Annotated in this window: 19 protein-coding genes; 11 read left to right on the top strand and 8 right to left on the bottom strand. The window is 73.1% G+C overall.

The window, feature by feature from the left end; all coding sequences use genetic code 11:
• Positions 1-16 precede the first annotated feature (16 nt).
• Positions 17-619 (top strand): DUF4291 domain-containing protein, encoded by a 603-nt coding sequence (locus tag ABTZ58_RS21525; RefSeq protein ID WP_351358890.1) that lies wholly within the window; start codon positions 17-19, stop codon positions 617-619.
• A gap of 56 nt (positions 620-675) precedes the next feature.
• On the opposite strand, the gene ABTZ58_RS21520 is transcribed toward ABTZ58_RS21525, so the two are convergent.
• The 3 genes from ABTZ58_RS21520 to ABTZ58_RS21510 all read right to left on the bottom strand — a co-directional run bounded on the left by ABTZ58_RS21520 (position 676) and on the right by ABTZ58_RS21510 (position 2,458).
• Entirely contained in the window at positions 676-855 is a 180-nt protein-coding gene (locus ABTZ58_RS21520) for a hypothetical protein (protein ID WP_086562056.1), read from the bottom strand.
• A gap of 97 nt (positions 856-952) precedes the next feature.
• Positions 953-1,828, bottom strand: coding sequence for an undecaprenyl-diphosphate phosphatase (locus tag ABTZ58_RS21515; protein WP_351358887.1), 876 nt, complete (start codon positions 1,826-1,828; stop codon positions 953-955).
• Positions 1,829-1,987: 159 nt separating this feature from the next.
• Positions 1,988-2,458, bottom strand: a complete 471-nt coding sequence (locus tag ABTZ58_RS21510) for a winged helix-turn-helix transcriptional regulator (protein WP_351358884.1) — start codon at positions 2,456-2,458, stop codon at positions 1,988-1,990.
• A 93-nt stretch (positions 2,459-2,551) separates the two neighbouring features.
• Here ABTZ58_RS21510 and ABTZ58_RS21505 point away from each other — a divergent pair, with 93 nt between their 5' ends.
• On the top strand, positions 2,552-3,721 hold the full coding sequence (locus ABTZ58_RS21505; protein ID WP_351358881.1) for a thiolase family protein: 1,170 nt from the start codon (positions 2,552-2,554) through the stop codon (positions 3,719-3,721).
• 22 nt (positions 3,722-3,743) lie between these two features.
• Here the strand turns inward: ABTZ58_RS21505 and ABTZ58_RS21500 are convergent, their stop codons facing one another.
• Entirely contained in the window at positions 3,744-4,535 is a 792-nt protein-coding gene (locus tag ABTZ58_RS21500) for a TVP38/TMEM64 family protein (RefSeq protein ID WP_351358878.1), read from the bottom strand.
• 340 nt (positions 4,536-4,875) lie between these two features.
• Here ABTZ58_RS21500 and tuf point away from each other — a divergent pair, with 340 nt between their 5' ends.
• Positions 4,876-6,045, top strand: coding sequence for an elongation factor Tu (tuf, locus tag ABTZ58_RS21495; protein ID WP_351358875.1), 1,170 nt, complete (start codon positions 4,876-4,878; stop codon positions 6,043-6,045).
• An 86-nt stretch (positions 6,046-6,131) separates the two neighbouring features.
• Positions 6,132-6,977, top strand: a complete 846-nt coding sequence (locus tag ABTZ58_RS21490; RefSeq protein ID WP_351358872.1) for a spermidine synthase — start codon at positions 6,132-6,134, stop codon at positions 6,975-6,977.
• On the opposite strand, the gene ABTZ58_RS21485 is transcribed toward ABTZ58_RS21490, so the two are convergent.
• Both ABTZ58_RS21485 and ABTZ58_RS21480 read right to left on the bottom strand, forming a co-directional pair.
• A complete protein-coding gene (locus tag ABTZ58_RS21485; protein ID WP_502996112.1) occupies positions 6,939-8,264 on the bottom strand; it encodes an MFS transporter in 1,326 nt (441 codons plus the stop codon). The two genes, ABTZ58_RS21490 and ABTZ58_RS21485, sit on opposite strands and share 39 nt — an antisense overlap.
• Before the next feature lie 25 nt (positions 8,265-8,289).
• Positions 8,290-9,306 (bottom strand): DUF8017 domain-containing protein, encoded by a 1,017-nt coding sequence (locus ABTZ58_RS21480; RefSeq protein WP_351358866.1) that lies wholly within the window; start codon positions 9,304-9,306, stop codon positions 8,290-8,292.
• Between the two features lie 161 nt (positions 9,307-9,467).
• Between ABTZ58_RS21480 and ABTZ58_RS21475 the strand changes: the two genes are divergently transcribed.
• The 4 genes from ABTZ58_RS21475 to ABTZ58_RS21460 all read left to right on the top strand — a co-directional run bounded on the left by ABTZ58_RS21475 (position 9,468) and on the right by ABTZ58_RS21460 (position 16,354).
• Positions 9,468-9,920, top strand: a complete 453-nt coding sequence (locus tag ABTZ58_RS21475) for a DUF4442 domain-containing protein (RefSeq protein ID WP_351358863.1) — start codon at positions 9,468-9,470, stop codon at positions 9,918-9,920.
• A gap of 744 nt (positions 9,921-10,664) precedes the next feature.
• A complete protein-coding gene (locus tag ABTZ58_RS21470; protein ID WP_351358860.1) occupies positions 10,665-13,151 on the top strand; it encodes a beta-glucosidase family protein in 2,487 nt (828 codons plus the stop codon).
• Positions 13,152-13,258: 107 nt separating this feature from the next.
• The gene (locus ABTZ58_RS21465; protein WP_351358857.1) at positions 13,259-15,643 is read left to right on the top strand and encodes a phosphoketolase family protein; all 2,385 of its coding nucleotides are present in this window, start codon (positions 13,259-13,261) and stop codon (positions 15,641-15,643) included.
• A 72-nt stretch (positions 15,644-15,715) separates the two neighbouring features.
• Positions 15,716-16,354: a DedA family protein gene (locus ABTZ58_RS21460; RefSeq protein WP_351358854.1), complete on the top strand. Its 639-nt coding sequence runs from the start codon at positions 15,716-15,718 to the stop codon at positions 16,352-16,354.
• Positions 16,355-16,362: 8 nt separating this feature from the next.
• Here ABTZ58_RS21460 and ABTZ58_RS21455 read toward each other — a convergent pair whose 3' ends face one another.
• On the bottom strand, positions 16,363-16,923 hold the full coding sequence (locus ABTZ58_RS21455) for a gamma carbonic anhydrase family protein (protein ID WP_351358851.1): 561 nt from the start codon (positions 16,921-16,923) through the stop codon (positions 16,363-16,365).
• Between the two features lie 110 nt (positions 16,924-17,033).
• Between ABTZ58_RS21455 and ABTZ58_RS21450 the strand changes: the two genes are divergently transcribed.
• Positions 17,034-17,831 (top strand): acyltransferase, encoded by a 798-nt coding sequence (locus tag ABTZ58_RS21450; RefSeq protein ID WP_351358848.1) that lies wholly within the window; start codon positions 17,034-17,036, stop codon positions 17,829-17,831.
• 73 nt (positions 17,832-17,904) lie between these two features.
• Here ABTZ58_RS21450 and ABTZ58_RS21445 read toward each other — a convergent pair whose 3' ends face one another.
• Positions 17,905-18,762, bottom strand: coding sequence for an EamA family transporter (locus ABTZ58_RS21445; protein WP_351358845.1), 858 nt, complete (start codon positions 18,760-18,762; stop codon positions 17,905-17,907).
• 97 nt (positions 18,763-18,859) lie between these two features.
• Here ABTZ58_RS21445 and ABTZ58_RS21440 point away from each other — a divergent pair, with 97 nt between their 5' ends.
• Positions 18,860-19,432, top strand: coding sequence for a helix-turn-helix domain-containing protein (locus ABTZ58_RS21440; RefSeq protein WP_351358842.1), 573 nt, complete (start codon positions 18,860-18,862; stop codon positions 19,430-19,432).
• Between the two features lie 43 nt (positions 19,433-19,475).
• Complete coding sequence (locus tag ABTZ58_RS21435; RefSeq protein WP_351358839.1) at positions 19,476-20,033, top strand: YbaK/EbsC family protein; 558 nt, start codon at positions 19,476-19,478, stop codon at positions 20,031-20,033.
• Position 20,034 lies beyond the last annotated feature (1 nt).

The raw sequence follows: 20,034 nt of genomic DNA, 5'->3' as shown, positions 1-20,034 counted from the left end.
GGCGAGCCTGTCCCTCGTGAACGATCAGAACGAACCGCGTTTTCGGATACGCGCCCGCCACACCGAGTCCACGATCACCGTCTACCAGGCCTACCGCCCGGAGATCGGCGGCCCCGCGGCCCGGGGCGGCCGCTTCCCGTCGTCCTGGAAGCGCGACCGCATGACCTGGATCAAGCCGTCGTTCCTGTGGATGATGTACCGCTGCGGCTGGGGCACCAAGGAGGGTCAGGAGACGGTCCTGGCGATCGAGATCCGGCGGGAGGGCTTCCTCTGGGCGCTGCGCCACGCCTGCCTGTCCCACCATGTGCCCGCCCTGCACGGTGACCGGGCCGCCTGGCAGCGGCAGTTGAAGCGGGCGCCGGCGCGGGTGCAGTGGGACCCGGAGCGGGATCTGCGGCTGCGGCCGCTGCCGTACCGGTCGCTCCAGCTGGGGCTCGCCGGGGAGGCAGCCGCGCGGTACGCGGACGAGTGGATCGTGGGGATCGAGGACGTCACCCCGCTCGCCGCGCAGATCCACGCGCGGGTGCGGACCGGCGAACTCGGGGCGGCCGCCGGGCTGTTGCCCGAGGAGCGGCCCTATCCGGTCGAGGACGAGGTGCTGGCGCGGCTGGGCGCCTGAGGGACGGGACGGCGGGAGCCGGACAGGCCGCCTGAGGGACGGGACGGCGGCGGCCGTCAGGCCGCCTTGACGACGGCTCCGCGGATCGCGGCCGCCCATTCGACGACGAGCAGCTCGTATTCCGCGCGCTCCTCGGCCGACAGGGTGCCGCCCGTGCGCCGCCACAGCGCACGGATCTCCTCGTTGACCTCGGCGGCGGACCGCACGGAACCAGGGGTCACGAAATCGGGGGACATGCGGACAAGCCTAGGGGCAGCCACTGACAGGCCGCTACCGGACGGCTACCGGATCGCTATGCGGTTGGTCACGAGACGGAGGTCACAGCGGGCCGGGTCAGTGCGCCGGCTCACCCGCGTGCGGGCTGATGGCACCCGTGCTGACCAGGGCGATGATGACGATGCCGAGCGCGATGCGGTACCAGACGAACGGCATGAAGCTCTTGGTCGAGATGAACTTCATGAACCACGCGATCACCGCGTACCCGACGCCGAAGGCGATCACCGTGGCGAAGATCGTCGGGCCCCAGGAGACGTGGCCGCTCTCCGACGCGTCCTTCAGCTCGAACAGGCCCGAGGCCAGCACCGCGGGGATGGCGAGCAGGAAGGAGTAGCGGGCCGCCGCCTCGCGCTTGTAGCCCATGAACAGACCGCCGCTGATGGTCGCGCCGGAGCGGGAGACGCCCGGGATCAGCGCCATGGCCTGGCACAGTCCGTAGATCAGGCCGTCGCGGACGCCCAGGTCCTCCAGCGCCTTGCGCTGCTTGGGGGCGCGGTGCTTGCCGCTGCTCTCGTCGCGGGCCGCGAGCCGGTCGGCCACGCCCAGGACGATGCCCATGCCGATCAGCATGGTCGCGGTGATCCGCAGGTCGCGGAAGGGGCCCTCGATCTGGTCCTTCAGCGTGACGCCGAGCACGCCGATCGGGATGGAGCCGACGATCACGAGCCAGCCCATCCGCGCGTCGGGGTCGCCGCGCAGCGCCTTGTTCGTGAGCGAGCGCGTCCAGGCCGAGATGATCCGCCCGATGTCCTTGCGGAAGTAGATCAGCACGGCGGCCTCGGTGCCGATCTGCGTGATCGCCGTGAAGGCCGCGCCCGGATCCTCCCAGCCCGAGAAGGCCGCCGTCAGCCGCAGGTGGGCGCTGGAGGAGACGGGGAGGAACTCGGTCAGCCCCTGGACGAGTCCGAGGATGAGTGATTCGAACCAAGACATGAGGTAGCGGAGTCCAAGTGCCGATCGTGGGACGGACGACGGGCACACCGGGCCGCCGTCGCGAGGAACGGGGGATCATGTGTGCCGAGGGGGAAGCGTAGCGCCCTCGGGAGACCGCCCGGACACAGGGGTTTGCAAGCGGCCCCGGAGCGGAGTGGATCAGGCCGCGGTCGGTCCGGTCACCGTCCAGCCGGGAGCCTGCGGACGGGCCGTGAGGTCCTCGTGGCGCACCTCGTCGCCGCAGGCCCGGCACGTGACGACCGGGGCGAGGGCCCGGCCGCAGGAGTGCTCCAGGACCATCGGGTGGTCGCCGTCCGCGCGCAGATGGCGGTCGCCCCAGGCCATGAGCGTCATCAGTACCGGCTCCAGTTCCAGCCCGGCCCGGGTGGGCCGGTACTCGAAGCGCTGCGGGCGCTCGCTGTAGAGGTGCTTGGCGAGGATCCCGGCGTCCACGAGCCGGCGCAGCCGGGTGGCGAGGATGTCGCGCGGAGCGCCGATGTTGCGCACCAGCTGGTCGAACCGGCCGTTGCCCAGGCACACCTCCCGCAGCACGAGCAGCGAGTACTTCTCGCCGACCAGCGTCAGGGTGTCGGCGATGGAGCAGGGGCGCGGATCTCTGCGGGCGGCCATGGCGCTCAGTCTACGAGAGGGTTGGATTTTCCAACCCTGCGGGATACTGTGAGTTCGGATTTCCTACTCACTGGTAGCCGTGGAGGCCCGCCCATGCGAGACGCAGTGATCGTCGAAGCCGTACGCACCCCCATCGGCAAGGGCAAGCCCAACGGCGCCCTCGCACACGTCCACCCCGTGGAACTGCTCGCCCACACCCTGCGCACCCTCGTCGAGCGGTCGGGCGTCGACGCGGCGCTGATCGACGACGTCATCGGCGGCACCGTCGACCAGGTCGGCGAGCAGGCCATGAACACCACTCGCTACGCCGTCCTGGCCGCGGGCTTCCCGGAGTCGGTGCCCGCCACCACCGTCGACCGGCAGTGCGGCTCCTCCCAGCAGGCCGTGCACTTCGCCGCCCAGGGCGTCCTCTCGGGCGCCTACGACCTCGTCGTGGCCTGCGGGGTCGAGTCGATGAGCCGGGTACCGATGTGGTCGAACGTGCCGCCGGGCAAGGACCCCTTCGGTCCCGGGGTCGCCGAGCGCTACCCCGAGGGACTCGTCCCGCAGGGCATCAGCGCCGAGCTCATCGCGGCCAAGTGGTCGATCGGACGCGAGCAGATGGACGCCTTCGCGGTCTCCTCGCACCACAAGGCGGCCGCGGCCTGGGAGGCGGGGCTCTTCGACGCCGAGGTCGCCCCCCTGGAGGGCGTCGCGCGCGACGAGTGCCTCCGCCCGGACAGCACCCCGGAGGTCCTCGCCGGGCTCAAGCCCGCCTACCACGACCCCGGCTTCGCCGAGCGGTTCCCGCAGATCGAGTGGAACGTCACGGCGGGCAACGCCAGCCCGATCAACGACGGCGCCTCGGCCGTGCTCATCACGTCGAGCGAGACCGCGGCCCGGCTCGGGCTCCGTCCGCTCGCCCGGCTGCACAGCTTCGCCGTCACCGGCTCCGACCCGCTGCTCATGCTCACGGGCGTCGTCCCGGCGACCGAGAAGGTGCTGCGCAGGGCCTCGCTCACCCTCGACGACATCGACCTGTTCGAGGTCAACGAGGCGTTCTCCAGCGTCGTCCTGGCCTGGCAGCAGGAGACCGGCGCCGACCTCGGCCGGGTCAACGTGCACGGCGGCGCCATCGCGCTCGGCCATCCACTGGGCGCGAGCGGCACCCGGCTCACGACGACGCTGGTGCACGCGATGCGGGAACGGGGCGCCCGGTACGCGCTGCAGACCATGTGCGAGGCGGGCGGGCTCGCCAACGCCATGGTGCTGGAACGGATCTGAACCGGACGGTGGTAAGGGCCCGTCAGAGGCGGCGCAGCTGGTGCCGCTTGCGCCAGGCCACCACCACGCCCGCCAGCGCGGGCAGGGCGATGCACGCCAGGGCGATCAGGAAGGCGGGGGACGTCGGCGTCGAGGCACGGGCGCCGGCGACCACGTAGGCGGCGGTGTTCGGGATCGAGCCGAGAGCCGTGGCCAGCAGGAACGGCAGCAGGCCCATGCGGGAGAAGGAGGCGCAGTAGTTTGCGGCCCAGAACGGCACGCCGGGGAACAGCCGGACCGCCAGCATCGAGCGGAAGCCGTGCCGGCTGAGCTGCCCGTCCGCCGCCTTCAGCCAGCGCCCCCGCAGCAGCGGCCGCAGCGCGTCCTGACCCAGCGCCCGGCCCAGGCAGAAGGCGATCCCGGCGCCCAGCACCGTGCCCGCCAGGGCCACCCCGAGGCCGGCCTGCGAACCGAACAGGGCGCCTCCCGCGAGGTTCAGCAGCGGTCTCGGCACGAACGCCACGGTGCACACCCCGTACGCCACCGCGAACACCAGCGCGGCGGCGGCTCCGCTCAGCTGGGGCGGCCAGCCCTGCGTCAGCAGCCGCTGCGGTTCGAACAGCAGCATCGTGCAGGCGGCCCCCGCGAGCAGGGCGACGAGCAGGGACAGCCGCGACCAGGGGGAGAGCACGACTCTGGTGCAGCGGGCAGTGAAACCGGTGGAGACGGCGGGCGAGGCGGTCGTCGCCGGGGTGGCGGCGACGGCGAGCTCCGCGGTGGTGGCCCGGGGAGAGGCCGTGGCGGTGCCCCCAGAGCGGGTGGTGGCATCGAGCATCCGGTGACACTAACCGACAAATGTGTGTGATCGCCGTATGGTTCGTCTCACGAGCGTCACGGGAACCGGCCGCACCCCGGTACGCAGGGCGGACGAAAACCATTCGACGCGCGGTGAGACGTCGGCGATGATCGACGTCATGTTCCGGCACGCCTTCGCCCTCGCAGCATCCGTGGTCACGGATGCCCCGAAGGCTGCCGTCGTCGTTCTCACGGCCGTCGCGGACGGCGCCCGAAGCTGACCCTCTCCGGTTCGTCCGGCGGACCCCGCAAGGGGAGGGTCGGGCGGCACCTCGGGGTCCCGGTTCCCTCCTCACCACCAGACGCTTCGAGGTACAGCCATGCCCAAGACGGCCTACGTCCGCACGAAACCGCATCTCAACATCGGCACCATGGGTCATGTCGACCACGGCAAGACCACCCTGACCGCCGCCATCACCAAGGTCCTCGCCGACCGCGGCACCGGCGCCTTCGTGCCGTTCGACCGGATCGACCGGGCGCCCGAGGAGGCGGCGCGCGGCATCACCATCAACATCGCGCACGTCGAGTACGAGACCGACACCCGGCACTACGCCCACGTCGACATGCCGGGCCACGCCGACTACGTCAAGAACATGGTCACCGGCGCCGCGCAGCTGGACGGGGCGATCCTCGTCGTCTCCGCGCTCGACGGGATCATGCCGCAGACCGCCGAACACGTCCTGCTCGCCCGCCAGGTGGGCGTCGACCACATCGTGGTCGCGCTCAACAAGGCCGACGCGGGGGACGAGGAGCTCACCGACCTGGTCGAACTGGAGGTCCGCGACCTGCTCACGGCGCACGGCTACGGCGGCGACTCCGTGCCCGTCGTGCGCGTCTCCGGGCTGAAGGCGCTGCAGGGGGAGCCGCGGTGGACGGCGTCGATCGAGGCGCTGCTCGACGCGGTGGACACGTACGTGCCGATGCCGGAGCGGTATCTGGACGCTCCGTTCCTGCTGCCGGTGGAGAACGTGCTGACCATCACCGGGCGGGGGACCGTGGTCACCGGTGCGGTGGAACGGGGTGTGGTGCGGGTCGGGGACAGGGTCGAGGTGCTCGGGGCTGCCGTCGAGACGGTGGTCACGGGGCTGGAGACCTTCGGCAAGCCGATGGAGGAGGCACAGGCCGGGGACAACGTGGCTCTGCTGCTGCGGGGGGTGCCCCGGGACGCCGTCCGGCGGGGGCATGTGGTGGCCGCGCCGGGGAGCGTGGTGCCGAGCCGTCGGTTCAGCGCGCGGGTCTACGTCCTGTCGGCCCGGGAGGGCGGCCGGACGACACCGGTCTCCTCCGGGTACCGGCCGCAGTTCTACCTCCGTACGGCGGACGTGGTGGGGGTCGTCGACCTCGGGGAGGCCGCCGTCGCGCGGCCCGGTGACACCGTCGCCATGACCGTGGAGCTGGGCAGGGACGTGCCGTTGGAGGCGGGGCTCGGGTTCGCCATCCGTGAGGGCGGGCGGACGGTGGGGGCCGGGACCGTGACCGCGGTGGGTTGAGGTGGCGGGGGGCTGCCGGCCGTCCTGGGCCGGTCGCGCAGCTCCCCGCGCCCCTCGACGGCGTCGTCCCCACGCACAATGGAGGCGTGAAGGAAGCCATTCCCGTCGCCCGCGCCGTCGATCACGGGTTCGCCAAGCTCATGCCCGACATCGACCGGGAGCGGGCCTGGCTGCTGACCGTCGACGGGGCGCCGCAGTCGTACGTCGACCTGGACGACCCGACGCACCTGGAGTTCGAGTACGCGCGGCGGCTCGGGCACGTGCTGGACGTCGTGGCCGAGCCGGGGCGGGCGCTGGACGTGGTGCACCTCGGGGGCGGGGCGCTCACGCTGCCCCGGTACGTGGCCGTGACACGGCCCGGTTCCCGGCAGGACGTCGTGGAGGCCGACCGGGGGCTGCTGGAGCTGGTCGCCGAACACCTGCCGCTGCCCGCGACGGCCCGGGTCGCGCTGCACGCGGCGGACGCGCGGGCCTGGCTGGAGAACGCCCGCGGGAACTCGGCCGACGTGATCGTCGCCGATGTGTTCGGCGGTTCGCGGGTGCCGGCGCACCTGACGTCCGTCACCTATGTGCGGGAGGCCGCGCGGGTGCTGCGGGAGAGCGGGGTCTACCTCGCCAACCTCCCGGATGCGGCTCCGTTCGGTTTCCTGCGGTCCCAACTCGCCACCCTGGCCACCGTGTTCGAGGAGCTCGCGCTGATCGCCGAGCCGGGGGTGCTGCGGGGGCGCAGGTTCGGCAACGCCGTGCTCGTGGCCGGGCGGCGGGCGGTCGACGTCGCCGCCCTGACCCGGCTCACGGCCGCCGACGCCTTTCCGGCCCGGGTCGAGTACGGCGCCGGGCTGCGGACGTTCGTCGGTGGGGCGCGGGCCGTGCGGGACGAGGACGCGGTGCCCTCACCCGAGCCCCCCGACGGGGCGTTCGGCATCGGCTGAGGGGCGCTCGGCGACGCCCTTCGTCACCGGGGTGGTCCTGCGGCGCAGGTTGCGCACGTCCGGGACGCACAGCACGGCCGCCGTGACCAGGACGACCAGTCCGGCACAGCCCCACAGCGCCGCCGTCCGGCCGAAGGCGTCCTCCGCCGGGCCGGCCGCCGCCGTGGCGAGGGGCACGAACGCCACCGAGCCGAACCAGTCGTAGGCCGAGACGCGGGAGAGCTTGGCCTCGGGGATCTCCTGGTGCAGCGCCGTCATCCAGGAGACGCCGAACACCTCGACCGTCGCCCCCGCCACGAACATCACCGCGAACAGGACGCCGATCGGCACCGGGACGGCGAGGGCGGCGGAGGGCAGGGCCAGCGGGAAGACGCAGAGGGTGCCGGCGAGCAGCAGCCGGCGGGGCTTCCATCGGGTCATCAGCAGGGCACCGGCGACGGTGCCCGCGCCGAACGCGCCCAGGGCGAGGCCCCAGGGGCCCGCGCCGCCGAGGTGGTCACGGGCGACGAGCGGGCCGTAGACGGCGTCGGCGGCCGCCACGACCGCGTTGGCGATGGAGAACTGCACGACGATGCCCCACAGCCAGGGGCGGCCGGCGAACTCCTGCCAGCCCTCGCGCAGATCGGCGAGCAGGCCGCCACCCGGTGCCCGGGGCGGTATGTGGCCTACGTCGAGGAAGGCGCGCAGCGCCCCGGCGACGGCGAAGGCCGCCGCGTCCGCGGCCAGCACCCAGCCGGGGCCCATCGCGGCGACCATGGCGCCGCCCAGCGCGGCCCCGCCCAGGCCCGCGCCCGACATCGCCATCCGGAACACCGCGAAGGCGCGGCCGGCCTGCTCGCCCTGGACCGAGGACATCAGCATGCCCTCGGCGGCCGGTCCGAAGAAGGCCTGGCCGGTGCCGCCGAGGGCGGCCAGCAGCATCATCTGCCACAGCAGGGGATCACCGGTCAGCACGAGAAGGGCGAACAGGGCCTGCGAGAGGCAGTTCAGGGCGTTGGCCGCCACCATCACGTGATGCCGGGGCAGCCGGTCGGCGACGGCGCCGCCGATCAACAGGAACAGCACCAGCGGCAGCGTCCGTGCCGCCGCCACCAGGCCGACGTCGCCGCCGTCGCCGCCCGCCTCCAGCACGGCGAACGCCGCCGCGACGAGGGCGCCGTTGCTGCCCAGGTTGGTGACGACCGCGGCCGCGGTCAGCAGGGAGTAGTTGCGGCCCGCCCAGGCGGGTCTGCGGGAGGTCGTGATCGGCACCCCGTGACTATCGCCGGGGCGGGGCCGACTTGCCAAACGGCACGTGCGCGGCCCGCGCCCGTCACGACTCGGTGGGCGGCTCCTCCGTGAGGCGCACGGTGCTCAGGATCTTCTGCACGGTCGCCTCGGGCAGCTCGTCCTTGACGCCCTTGGCGCCGTACAGGTTCCAGGTGACGAAGTCGCCCGCGCCGTTCTTGAAGGCGAAGGTGATCGCCTTGCCCTCGCTGTCGCACTTGCCCTTCTGGGGCGTGTTCTCCGAGTGCGCCGTGGCGACACTGCCCTTGATGCCCGACTTGGTGGTGTAGGGCTTGGGCTTGGTGTACTTGACGCTCTTCTTGTCGGGCTGGGTGTAGCCGCCGAAGATCCACCACGGCACGCGTGTCTCGGCCGCCATGTCCGAGTTCTTCGCGCCGTTCTCGCCGCGGGTGCCGGCGGTGGCGAGGGCGGTGTCCTCCTCGCGGCCGTCCTTGTTGTCGTCGCTCGTGCACCACTTGGACTTCAGATAGGCCGGGGCCGTGACGGTGGTGCGGTCCAGCTCACCGTCCTTCTTCTCCCACTCGAAGCCCACGCTGGTGTCCTGGGTGTCGATCTCCCAGTCCGCCGGCACGTCGAACTTGGTGCCGAAACGGGTGTTGACGACGACCTTCCAGCCCGGAACGGTCGCCTTCTCGCCCGGTCCGCCGCGCGGGTTGTCGCCGGAGGCGGAGGCGGAGGCGCTCGGCTCCGACTCGGACTCCTTCGTGGCGGTCGGGGCCGGCTTCTTGCCGTTGTTCCCGTCCGCCGTGTCGTCCGAGTCGCCGCCCAGCACGAGGAAGCCGGTGACACCGGCCGCCACGACCACCGCCGTGGCCGCGATGATCGCGACCAGTTTCGTCCGGTTGCCGCCACCGCCGCCCTGCGGGGGCTGCGGCGCGCCGGCCGGAGCGGGAGTGCCCCACTGCGGCTGCTGCCCATAGGGGCCGGGCTGCTGGTAGCCCGGCTGCTGGTACGGATTCGGCTGCTGGTACCCCGGCTGCTGGTAGGGGTTGTTCGTCTGCGGGTTCTGCTCGCCCCCGGGCGGCTGCTGTCCTGGCCACATGGGCAGCAACCCTAGCCGCGCCCAGGACACGATTCGGTCACCGCCCGTGGACGGAGACGTAGCAACCCGGAGACGGGACGGCGCGGCGAGGGCGTGGGTGTCGGTGCGGCGGTGGTCACACGACCTGGTCAGCGGCACCTACTCGTGAGTAACATGCGGTCATGAGCGCAGACCAGATGTCCATCGGCGAGATGCTCGCCGCCACGGTGCCCATGGCCCGGACCCTGAACCTCGAGTTCCTGGAGACCACGCCGGAGCGTGCGCGGGTGTCCCTGCCGGACCAGAGCGAGTACCACAACCACGTGGGCGGACCGCACGCCGGTGCGATGTTCACGCTCGGCGAGTCCGCGAGCGGCGCGATCGTGCTCGCCGCGTTCGGGGACCAGCTCTCGCGCGCCGTGCCGCTGGCCGTCAGCGCCGAGATCGCCTACAAGAAGCTGGCGATGGGCGCCGTGACCGCCACGGCCACCCTGGGCCGCCCGGCCGCCGAGGTCGTCGCGGAACTGGACGCCGGGGAGCGGCCGGAGTTCCCGGTCGCCGTCGAAATCCGGCGCGCCGACGGTGCCGTCACCGGAGAGATGACCGTGGTGTGGACCCTGCGGCCCAACGGCTGACCGGGCGACCAGCCAACGAGCCGCTCCCTGGCTTGGCGAACTCGCCGCCAGGGAGCGGCCAGGCACTGGCGTGGGCAGTCACGTGACATGGACGATCAGCAGCGACCACCACCTCCGGCCACCCCGTCGTGCGCGGCCGGTTGCGACCGGCATGGCTCCGGTTCCGGTAACCGGCTATGCCCTGCCGTTTCCGCGAATCCCCTGGGGGGACCGTGTCCGCGCCGCCCGCGCCCGCGCCTACGCCCGGCGCAGCGGCGCTTCGGGCTGACGCACCACCCCAGGGCCCTCCTGCGGACCGCCCGGCGGCCACGCGAAACACCTTCAGCAGCATCGGCGGCAGGAGCGGCAGCCCTATGACAGCACCGGGCCGGGCCGACGGTCCGAGCCGGCGCGCCCCGGCTCCCCAAGACGCCGCGGAAGCCAGGGCAGCGGTACGAGACGCGGGTCGCACAGGTGGACTGCTGTGCGCAGGCCGAGCCCGGCACACCCATCGGCGAGGCCGCACCACCGCCCGGCACGGACGTCCTCGGCCCGGTGACCGCCACGGTGGCCGGCGCCGTGACGTCACTTGAATCGGCGGCAGTGCCGTAGCGGTGTGCGGGGCTTCCTCTCCGCCGTGGCGGGGAGGGCTTCGGCGGTGGGGTCGTGGCGGCGTACGTGACGTCCACCCCGGGACGTCGGGTCACCCGCCCGCCCGTGGTGTCCGGCGGGGCGGCGCGCTCCGCCTGGCCCATAGTGCGGTGCATGACCGACACCGCCCCCCGTCACCCCCGGCGCTCCGCCCTGTGCCTGCTCGGCGGCGCGATCGCCCTCACCGCGGCGGCACCGTTGCGCGCCCACGCGCGCGAGGGACACGCCGTCCCCGCGCGGGAAGGCCGAGGCCCGGGACGGAACGCCCGGGTCGAAGGGCTGCTCGCCCGCCTCACCCTGGACGAGAAGATCTCCCTGCTGCACGGCGCCACCGACCCGCGGCCGCTCGGCCAGGCCGGCTACGTGCCCGGGGTCGAGCGGCTCGGCATCCCGCCCCTGCGGCTCGCCGACGGCCCGGCCGGTGTCCGGGTCACCCGGCACGCCACGGCCCTGCCCGCCCCCGTGATGCTGGCCTCCGCCTTCGACCCGGACCTGGCCCGCCGCTACGGCCGGGTCATCGGACGGGAGGGCCGCGCCCTCGGCCAGGACGTGCTGCTGTCCCCGATGGTCAACCTCATCCGCACCCCCTACGCCGGCCGCAACTTCGAGACCTTCAGCGAGGATCCGCTGCTCACCGCCCACCTGGTCGCCGCCGAGATCGAGGGCATCCAGGACGAGGGGCTCATCGCGACGGTCAAGCACTTCGCGCTGAACAACCAGGAGCGCGACCGCATGTCGGTCGACGTGCGCGTGGACGAGCGCACGCTGCACGAGACCGAGCTGCGCGGCTTCGAAGCGGCCGTCGCCGCCGGGGCCGGGGCGGTGATGGGCGCCTACAACAAGGTCAACGGCACCTTCGCCTGCGAGAACGCGGCCCTGCTCACCGGCGTGCTGCGCGAGCGCTGGGGCTTCACCGGGTTCGTGATGACGGACTGGTCCGCCGCGCACAGCACCCGCGAGGCCCTCCTGGCGGGGTGCGACCTGGAGATGCCCGACGGCACCCACTTCGGCGCGCCCCTCGCCTCGGCGGTGCGGGACGGGGGCGTGTCCGAGGCCCACGTGGACCGGGCCGTCCGCCGCGTCCTGGCCGTCATGGACCGCTTCGGGCTGCTCGACGGCACCGTGCCGCACCGCCGAGGCCGGGACGCCGCCGCCGGGGCGGCCGTCGCGCGTGAGGTCGCCGAGGCGGGCGCCACCCTGCTGTGGAACACGGACGGCACCCTGCCCCTGACCGCCGGCGGCAGCGTCGCCGTGATCGGGCCGACCGGCGCCCGCCCCCTGGTCAGCGGCGGCGGCAGCGCCCATGTCGTGCCCGACCACGCCGACAGCCCGCTGGACGCCATCCGGCCGCGCGCCGCACGGGTGATCCACGCGCTCGGCGAGGACGTCTTCGGCAAACCCCTCCCGGCGAACCTGCTCGATCCCGCCCTCGCCACCGAGGCGCAGCACGTCGAGCCCGGCCGGACGTGGCGGTACGACGGCACGCTCACCGTCGACGCGACGGAGACCTGGACCCTCGTGCTGCACTACTCCGGCACGCCACCGCTCCGCCCGCGGGTCCTCCTCGACGGCGAGGAACTGTTCCCCCTGAAGCCCGGCTGGGACGAGTACTTCACCGGCGGCCTGCTCACCCACGCGGACGACGGCCTCTCCGTGCGCCGCCGCACCCTGACGCTCACCCGGGGCAGCCACCGGCTGTCCGTCACGGCGCGGGGCGCAGACCCCGGCGGACTGTTCCGGCTGCGCCGCATCACGGAGGAGACCCGCGCCCAGGACGTGGCAGAAGCCGTGCGGGCCGCCCGCGCCGCCCGGGACGTCGTCCTCTTCGCCTACGAGGACGCCATCGAGGGGCAGGACCGTACGACCGTGGCCCTCCCCGGCAACCAGGAGCGGCTGATCGAGGCCGTGACCGCGGCCAACCCGCGCACCACCGTCGTCCTCAACACCTCGTCCGCCACGTCCATGCCGTGGCTGGAACGCACCGGTGCCGTGCTCCAGATGTACTACCCGGGGCAGGAGGGGGCCGCCGCCACCGCCGCCGTCCTGTACGGCGACCGCGACCCCGGCGGACGCCTCACCCAGACCTTCCCGGCCGACGACGACCACCACCCCGTCGCCGGCGACCCGCGCCGCTACCCCGGCGTCGACGGCACCGAGCACTACACCGAGGGCGTCCACATCGGCCACCGCTGGTACGACGCCGAGGACGTGCGGCCGCTGTTCCCCTTCGGCCACGGCCTGTCGTACACCTCCTTCGCCTACCGGGACCCGGACGCGCGCTGGACGGGCGACGGCCTGGACGTCGCCTTCACCGTCCGCAACACCGGTCCGCGCGAAGGCGTGGACGTGCCGCAGGTCTACGCCGGCCCCTCCCCGGACCTGCCGCTCGTCCAGCCGGTGCGCGTGCTGGCCGGATACCGGCGGCTCGCGCTGCGGGCGGGGGAGGAGCGGCGCGTCACCGTACGGGTCGAGCGGCGCACCCTGTCCTCCTGGGACCCGCAGCAGAACGACTGGGTGCTCGGCACCGGGCCGCGCACCCTCTGGATCGGGGAGTCGTCCCGGGATCTGCGGCTGCGCATCCGCGTACGCGTGGGTGGCTGAGACCGGACGGAACCGGCCCGGCGCACGCACCGCCGGGAGGCGACCGGCATCGAACCGGACCACACTGGTACTCCTCCAGGAGCCGTCGCAGACCCAGGGAGTCACCCATGCCCGAGGCCCCGCGCCCGGAGAGCACGACCGAACCGACCGACGAGGAACTGCGCGCCCTGGACGCCCACTGGCGGGCCGCCAACTACCTGGCGGCCGGTCAGATCTACCTGCTCGCCAACCCGCTGCTGACCGAGCCGCTGCGGCCCGAGCACATCAAGCCCCGGCTGCTGGGGCACTGGGGCACCTCACCCGGGCTGAACCTCGTCTACACCCACCTCAACCGGGTGATCGCCCGGCGCGGTCCGGACGCCCTGTGCGTCTGGGGCCCGGGCCACGGCGGGCCGTCGGTTCTGGCCAACTCCTGGCTGGAGGGCAGCTACAGCGAGAAGTACCCGGACGTGTCGCGGGACGCGCGGGGCATGGAGCTGCTGATGCGGCAGTTCTCGTTCCCGGGCGGCGTGCCCAGCCACGTCGCCCCGGAGGTGCCCGGCTCGATCCACGAGGGCGGCGAACTCGGCTACTCCCTCGCCCACGCCTACGGCGCCGCCCTGGACAACCCGGACCTGCTGGTCGCCTGTGTGATCGGCGACGGCGAGGCGGAGACCGGCCCGCTGGCCGGGTCCTGGCACGCCAACAAGTTCCTCGACCCGGTGCACGACGGGGCCGTGCTCCCGATCCTCCACCTGAACGGCTACAAGATCGCCAACCCCACGGTGCTGTCCCGGCTGCCCGAGGCGGAACTCGACGCCCTGCTGCGCGGGTACGGCCACGAGCCGATCCACGTGTCCGGCGACGACCCCGCGCAGGTGCACCGGCTCATGGCCCGGGCGATGGACACCGCGCTCGACCGCATCGACGATGCCCAGCGCGCCGCCCGCGAGGACGGCGCGACCGAGCGCCCGCACTGGCCCGTGATCGTCCTGCGCACCCCGAAGGGCTGGACGGGCCCCGCCGAGGTCGACGGCCAGCCGGTGGAGAACACCTGGCGAGCCCACCAGGTGCCGCTGGCCGGCGTCCGTGACAACCCGGACCACCTGCGGCAGCTGGAGGCGTGGCTGCGCTCCTACCGCCCCGAGGAACTGTTCGACACCGAGGGCCGCCCGGTCGCGGACGTCCTGGCGCCCATTCCCGAGGGCAGCCGCAGGCTCGGCGCCACCCCGCACGCCAACGGCGGACTGCTCGTCCGTGACCTGCCGGTCCCGCCCCTCGACGACTTCGCCGTCCCCGTCGACAAGCCGGGCACGACGATGCACGAGCCCACCCGGGTCCTCGGCGACCTCCTCGCCCGGGTCATGCGGGACACCGCCGACCGCCGGAACTTCCGCCTGGTCGGCCCGGACGAGACCGCCTCCAACCGGCTCCAGGCCGTCTTCGACGCCAGCGGCAAGGCCTGGCAGGCCGGGACCCTCGACGTCGACGAGCACCTGGACCCGCACGGCCGTGTCATGGAGGTCCTCTCCGAACACCTCTGCCAGGGCTGGCTGGAGGGCTACCTCCTCACCGGCCGGCACGGGCTGTTCTCCTGCTACGAGGCGTTCGTGCACATCGTCGACTCCATGGTCAACCAGCACATCAAGTGGCTGCGCACCTCCCGCCGGCTGCCCTGGCGCGCCCCCATCCCCTCCCTCAACTACCTGCTGACCTCGCACGTGTGGCGCCAGGACCACAACGGCTTCTCCCACCAGGACCCCGGCTTCGTCGACCACGTCCTCAACAAGAGCCCCGAGGTCGTGCGGGTCTACCTGCCGCCGGACGCCAACACCCTGCTGTCCGTCGCCGACCACGCCCTGCGCAGCCGCGACTACGTCAACGTGATCGTGGCCGGCAAGCAGCCCTGCTTCGACTGGCTGACCATGGACGAGGCCCGGGTGCACTGCGCCCGCGGCGCCGGCGTCTGGGAGTGGGCGGGCAGCGAGGACGGCGGTGAGCCCGACGTCGTCCTGGCCTGCGCCGGCGACGTCCCCACGCAGGAGACCCTGGCCGCAGCGCACCTGCTCCGCAGGTACCTGCCCGAGCTGTCCGTCCGGGTGGTGAACGTCGTCGACCTGGCCCGGCTGCTGCCCGAGGAGGAGCACCCGCACGGCATGAGCGACTTCGAGTACGACGGCCTGTTCACCGTGGACAAGCCGGTGATCTTCGCCTACCACGGCTACCCCTGGCTGATCCACCGCCTGGCCTACCGCCGCACGGGCCACCGGCACCTGCACGTGCGCGGCTACAAGGAGGCCGGCACGACGACCACGCCCTTCGACATGGTCGTGCGCAACGACCTCGACCGCTACCGCCTGGTCATGGACGTCGTCGACCGCGTCCCGGGCCTCGCGGTGCGGGCCACGGCCGTGCGCCAGCGGATGGCCGACGCCCGCACCCGCCACCACGCCTGGATCCGCGAGCACGGCACCGACCTGCCCGAGGTCGCCGAGTGGAGCTGGAACGCGTGAGTCGCGAGGGACGTCCCATCAGCCGGTAGGCTTCCCGGGGCTCGCAGGGAAGCACAGGGAAAGGAACCGGCGTTGCACGTCCAGGAGTGGCTCGAAACCGTACCCGCGGTCGCCGTCTACGCGCTGGTGGGCGTGGTCATCGGCCTGGAGAGCCTGGGCATTCCGCTGCCGGGCGAGATCATCCTGGTCTCGTCCGCGCTGCTCGCCTCCCAGCACGGGGACATCGACCCCGTCGTCCTCGGCGCCAGCGCCACGGCCGGCGCGATCATCGGCGACTCGATCGGCTACGCCATCGGCCGCAAGGGCGGGCGGCCCCTGCTGGCCTGGCTGGGCGGGAAGTTCCCCAAGCACTTCAGCGCGGGCCACATCGCCACCGCCGAGCGCTCCTTCGAGAAGTGGGGCATGTGGGCCGTCTTCTTCGGCCGCTTCGTCGCCCTGCTGCGCATCTTCGCGGGCCCCCTCGCGGGTGTGCTGCGCATGCCGTACTGGAAGTTCGCCATCGCCAACGTCCTCGGCGGCATCCTCTGGGCCGGCGGCACCACCGCGGTCATCTACTACGTCGGCGTCGTCGCGGAGTCCTGGCTGAAGCGCTTCTCCTGGCTGGGCCTGGTGGCGGCGGTCCTGGTCGGCCTGACCTCCATGCTGGTGATCAAGCGCAAGGCGAAGAAGGCGAACCAGACCCTGGAAGCGACCGGGGCGCACACCTCCTAGCGGCGCGATCAGCCCCCCAAGGGGCCGGACCGCCGTACCGCCTGGGCGTGCACGTCCCGGTGCGCCTTCGCCAGCTCGGCGTACATCGTGCCGTTGAGGGTGACGCCCTGCCGTTCCTCCTCCGACAGCTCCCGCCGGACCTTCGCGGGCACCCCGGCGACCAGCGACCCGGGCGGCACGACCATCCCCTGCGGCACCAGCGCCTGCGCGGCGACCAGGGACCCGGCGCCGATCACGGCGCCGTTCAGCACGGTCGCCCCCATGCCGATGAGGCAGTCGTCCTCGACCGTCGCCCCGTGCACCACCGCGTTGTGCCCGATGGAGACCCGCTCGCCCACCGTCACGGGAAACCCCGGGTCGGCGTGGAGCGTGCAGTTGTCCTGCACGTTGCTGCTCGCCCCCACGGAGATCGACTCGACGTCCCCGCGCAGCACGGCCCCGTACCAGACGCTCGCGCCGACGCCCAGCGTCACGCCCCCGATCACCGACGCCGTCGGCGCCACGAACGCCGTGTCGTCGATCTCCGGCTCCCTGCCGCCGATCCCGGTGATCATCGCCCGCTGTGCCATGCCCGCCTCCGCAGATGTCGTGGACACCCCGCACCGTACGCCACCGGGTAGGGCGAAGATCACAGGCCCTCGGCCCGCTGCGGACTCGCTCCGCTGAGTACGGTGAGCTCGTGCCGAAGCGCAAGAACACGTTCTCATCCTGGCGGCGGGGCCTCACACAGCGCGCCGTCCACGCGGGCTGGGCCTGGCTGCAGCGCACGGCCTCCGTGACCGCCGAGCACCCGGGGCGCTACCGCTTCGGCGCGATGGGAACAGGTACCAGGCTCGCCTTCCCGCTCGGCACGGTCTTCGGCGAGCCCTGGATCCAGCTCGGCTCCCACTGCATCATCGGCGAACAGGTCACCCTGACCGCCGGTCTGATGCCCGACCTCGACCTCGGCCCGGACCCCATCCTGCGCATCGGCGACGGGGTCGTCCTGGGCCGCGGCAGCCACGTCATCGCGGACACCACGGTCACCATCGGCAGCGACTGCTACTTCGGCCCGTACGTGTACGTCACGTCCACGAACCACTCCTACGACGACCCGCACCAGCCCATCGGCAGGCAGTGGCCGCGGATGGAGCCGGTGGAGATCGGCACCGGCTGCTGGATCGGCACCGGAGCGGTGATCCTGCCCGGGGCCCGGATCGGGCGGAACGTGGTGGTGGCCGCGGGCGCGGTGGTGCGGGGCGCGGTGCCGGACCACGCGGTGGTGGCGGGCGCTCCGGCCCGCGTCGTACGGCGCTGGACCCCGGCCGACGGCTGGCAGCCGCCGCTGCGCACCCCGGCGCCGGTGCCGATACCGGAGGGCGTCACCCCCGAGCAGCTGCGGGCGCTGTCGGAGCTGGACGAGGAAACGGCGGCGCGTCTGGCCGAACTGGACGAAGAGGCGGCGGCCGGTCTGGCGGAGCTGGAGCCCGGTTCCTGACCGGGCGGTCGGGCGCGGCCGGGGCCCGGCCATCGCGGACGGCGGCACCTGCGCCCGCTGCCGAGCGGCCGGATCAGCCCGATGCGAGCAGGACCGTCCCGACCAGCGCCAGTCCCGCGCCCGCTGCCTGGATCGCCCGCAGCCGTTCGCTCAGGAACCCGCGCGCGGCCACCGCCGTCACCACCGGGTAGAGCGAGGCGAGGACGGCCGCCACGGTGACCGGGCCCTGCTGCGCCGCGATCGAGTACGTGCCGTTTGCGGCCACGTCCGCGAGACCGACGAAGGCGAGGGCCGGCAGGGCGCGCCACGGGAAGCCCTCCGCCGGGAGGGCGGGAGTGCCGCGGCGCACGGAGACGTACAGCGCCAGCCCGCCGGCGGCGACGTTCGTCACCCGCTGCACGAACAGGGCGAGGAACAGCCCCGTGAGCGTCGTCGACGCCTCCGCGATCAGGGCCATCACCGCGCCGAAGCCGAACGCCGCGAGCAGGGTCAGCGCGATGGCCTGCCGCTGCACCGGGGCGCCCCGGAACTGGGGACCGCCCGCGAGACACACCCCGGCGACGGCGACCATGATGCCGACGAACTGCAGCAGTCCGGGACGTTCGCCCAGCACCAGACCCACCCCGACCGGCACGGCCACGCCGATCGAGCCGAGCGGCGAGACCACGCCCATGGGGCCGAGCGCGAGCGCCTTGTAGAACGCCAGCATCGCCACCGGCCCGACGAGACCGGCCGCGACGGCGAACCACAGCTGCGGGCCCGCCTCGCTCCAGGCTCCGGTCGCCGTGACGAGCGCGCCCAGTACGGCCACCGCGATCGACTGCGAGACGACGACCACGGTGAGCGCGGGGACGCGCCGGGTCAGCAGTCCGCCACCGAAGTCGGCCAGGCCCCACAGCACGCTGGTGGCCAGGGCGAAGAGCGCTGTCATGGGACTCGGGCCTCGCAGTACAGTGCAGTGAACGATCAGGTCAACCACACCATAGTGCATCCTGTTGCACTGTGTCATACAGAATATTGGACGGAATGTGTCGGACCTCGACCTGCTGACCCAGTCCCTGGCGCGCAGCGTCAAGCACTGGCGCGCGGTGCGCGGCTTCACCCTGGACGTGCTCGCCGCCCGGGCAGGCGTCAGCCGCGGCATGCTCATCCAGATCGAGCAGGCCCGCACCAACCCCAGCCTCGGCACCGTCGTCAAGATCGGCGACGCCCTCGGCGTCAGCATCACCACCCTGCTGGAACACGAGCAGGGCCCGAACGTCCGCATCGTCCCCGCCGGCCAGGCCGTGCGGCTGTGGCACACCGACGCGGGCAGCTACAACCGGCTGCTCGCGGGCACCGAGGCACCCGGCCCGCTGGAGATGTGGGACTGGCGGCTCATGCCCGGTGAGTCCAGCCCCTCCGACCCCCACCCGGCCGGCACGACCGAACTGCTCCACGTCACGGCGGGCGAGCTGACGCTCACCGTCGACGGCGTCGAGCACCGCGTCCCCGCGGGCGCGACCGTCCACTTCGAGGCCGACGTCCCGCACACGTACGGCAACACCGGCGAGGTGCCGATGGAGATGGTCATGGCCGTCTCGGTGCCGCCCGTGCCCTGAGACACCCGGCCCGCGGGCTGCCGGGAGTTGTTAGCGTGCGGCCATGCGCGCACCCATCGGACACTTCGACGACGCCCGGCCCGCCCCCGACTGTCTCGGTGAACTCACCGGCCCCGTCGCCGACGCCGTACGTCACTGGCGGGGCGGCGTCCCGGCCGAGCGGATCCTCTACGTGGACACCGAGCCCGAATGGGCCGACACGGCCACCTTCGTGGAGCACTACGGCCAGGAGCTGCTGGAGCAGTCGGCGAACTGCGTGGTGGTCACCGGCAAGCGCGGCGGCGAGGCCACGCTCGCCGCCTGTGTCGTGCTGTCCACCACCCGGGTCGACGTGAACAACGTCGTGCGCCGGCGGCTCGGCGCCCGCAAGGCCTCCTTCGCCCCGATGGACACGGCGACGGGCGAGACCGGCATGGAACACGGCGGCATCACCCCGCTCGGTCTGCCGGAGGGCTGGCCCGTGCTGGTGGACGCCGCCGTCGTCGACCTGCCGTACGTGCTGGTCGGCAGCGGCCGGCGGCGGGGCAAGCTCCTGGTGCCGGGCAAGGCGTTCGCGGAACTGCCGGGCGCCGTGGTCGTGGAGGGACTCGGGGTGTCCTGAC

It is taken from the genome of Streptomyces sp. NPDC094143 (assembly GCF_040303825.1).
In the GTDB taxonomy this organism is placed as follows: domain Bacteria; phylum Actinomycetota; class Actinomycetes; order Streptomycetales; family Streptomycetaceae; genus Streptomyces.
Note: the sequence above shows the minus strand (reverse complement) of the source record. Positions and strands in the feature narration are given on the sequence as shown.

Bases quoted from the DNA above. Each gene is read 5' to 3' on its own strand.
- ABTZ58_RS21480 (WP_351358866.1), bottom strand. From the start codon at position 9,306: ATGTGGCCAGGACAGCAGCCGCCCGGGGGCGAGCAGAACCCGCAGACG.
- ABTZ58_RS21520 (WP_086562056.1), bottom strand. From the start codon at position 855: ATGTCCCCCGATTTCGTGACCCCTGGTTCCGTGCGGTCCGCCGCCGAG.
- ABTZ58_RS21470 (WP_351358860.1), top strand. From the start codon at position 10,665: ATGACCGACACCGCCCCCCGTCACCCCCGGCGCTCCGCCCTGTGCCTG.
- ABTZ58_RS21445 (WP_351358845.1), bottom strand. From the start codon at position 18,762: ATGACAGCGCTCTTCGCCCTGGCCACCAGCGTGCTGTGGGGCCTGGCC.
- ABTZ58_RS21455 (WP_351358851.1), bottom strand. From the start codon at position 16,923: ATGGCACAGCGGGCGATGATCACCGGGATCGGCGGCAGGGAGCCGGAG.
- ABTZ58_RS21435 (WP_351358839.1), top strand. From the start codon at position 19,476: ATGCGCGCACCCATCGGACACTTCGACGACGCCCGGCCCGCCCCCGAC.
- ABTZ58_RS21475 (WP_351358863.1), top strand. From the start codon at position 9,468: ATGAGCGCAGACCAGATGTCCATCGGCGAGATGCTCGCCGCCACGGTG.
- ABTZ58_RS21515 (WP_351358887.1), bottom strand. From the start codon at position 1,828: ATGTCTTGGTTCGAATCACTCATCCTCGGACTCGTCCAGGGGCTGACC.
- ABTZ58_RS21505 (WP_351358881.1), top strand. From the start codon at position 2,552: ATGCGAGACGCAGTGATCGTCGAAGCCGTACGCACCCCCATCGGCAAG.
- ABTZ58_RS21510 (WP_351358884.1), bottom strand. From the start codon at position 2,458: ATGGCCGCCCGCAGAGATCCGCGCCCCTGCTCCATCGCCGACACCCTG.
- ABTZ58_RS21500 (WP_351358878.1), bottom strand. From the start codon at position 4,535: ATGCTCGATGCCACCACCCGCTCTGGGGGCACCGCCACGGCCTCTCCC.
- tuf (WP_351358875.1), top strand. From the start codon at position 4,876: ATGCCCAAGACGGCCTACGTCCGCACGAAACCGCATCTCAACATCGGC.
- ABTZ58_RS21465 (WP_351358857.1), top strand. From the start codon at position 13,259: ATGCCCGAGGCCCCGCGCCCGGAGAGCACGACCGAACCGACCGACGAG.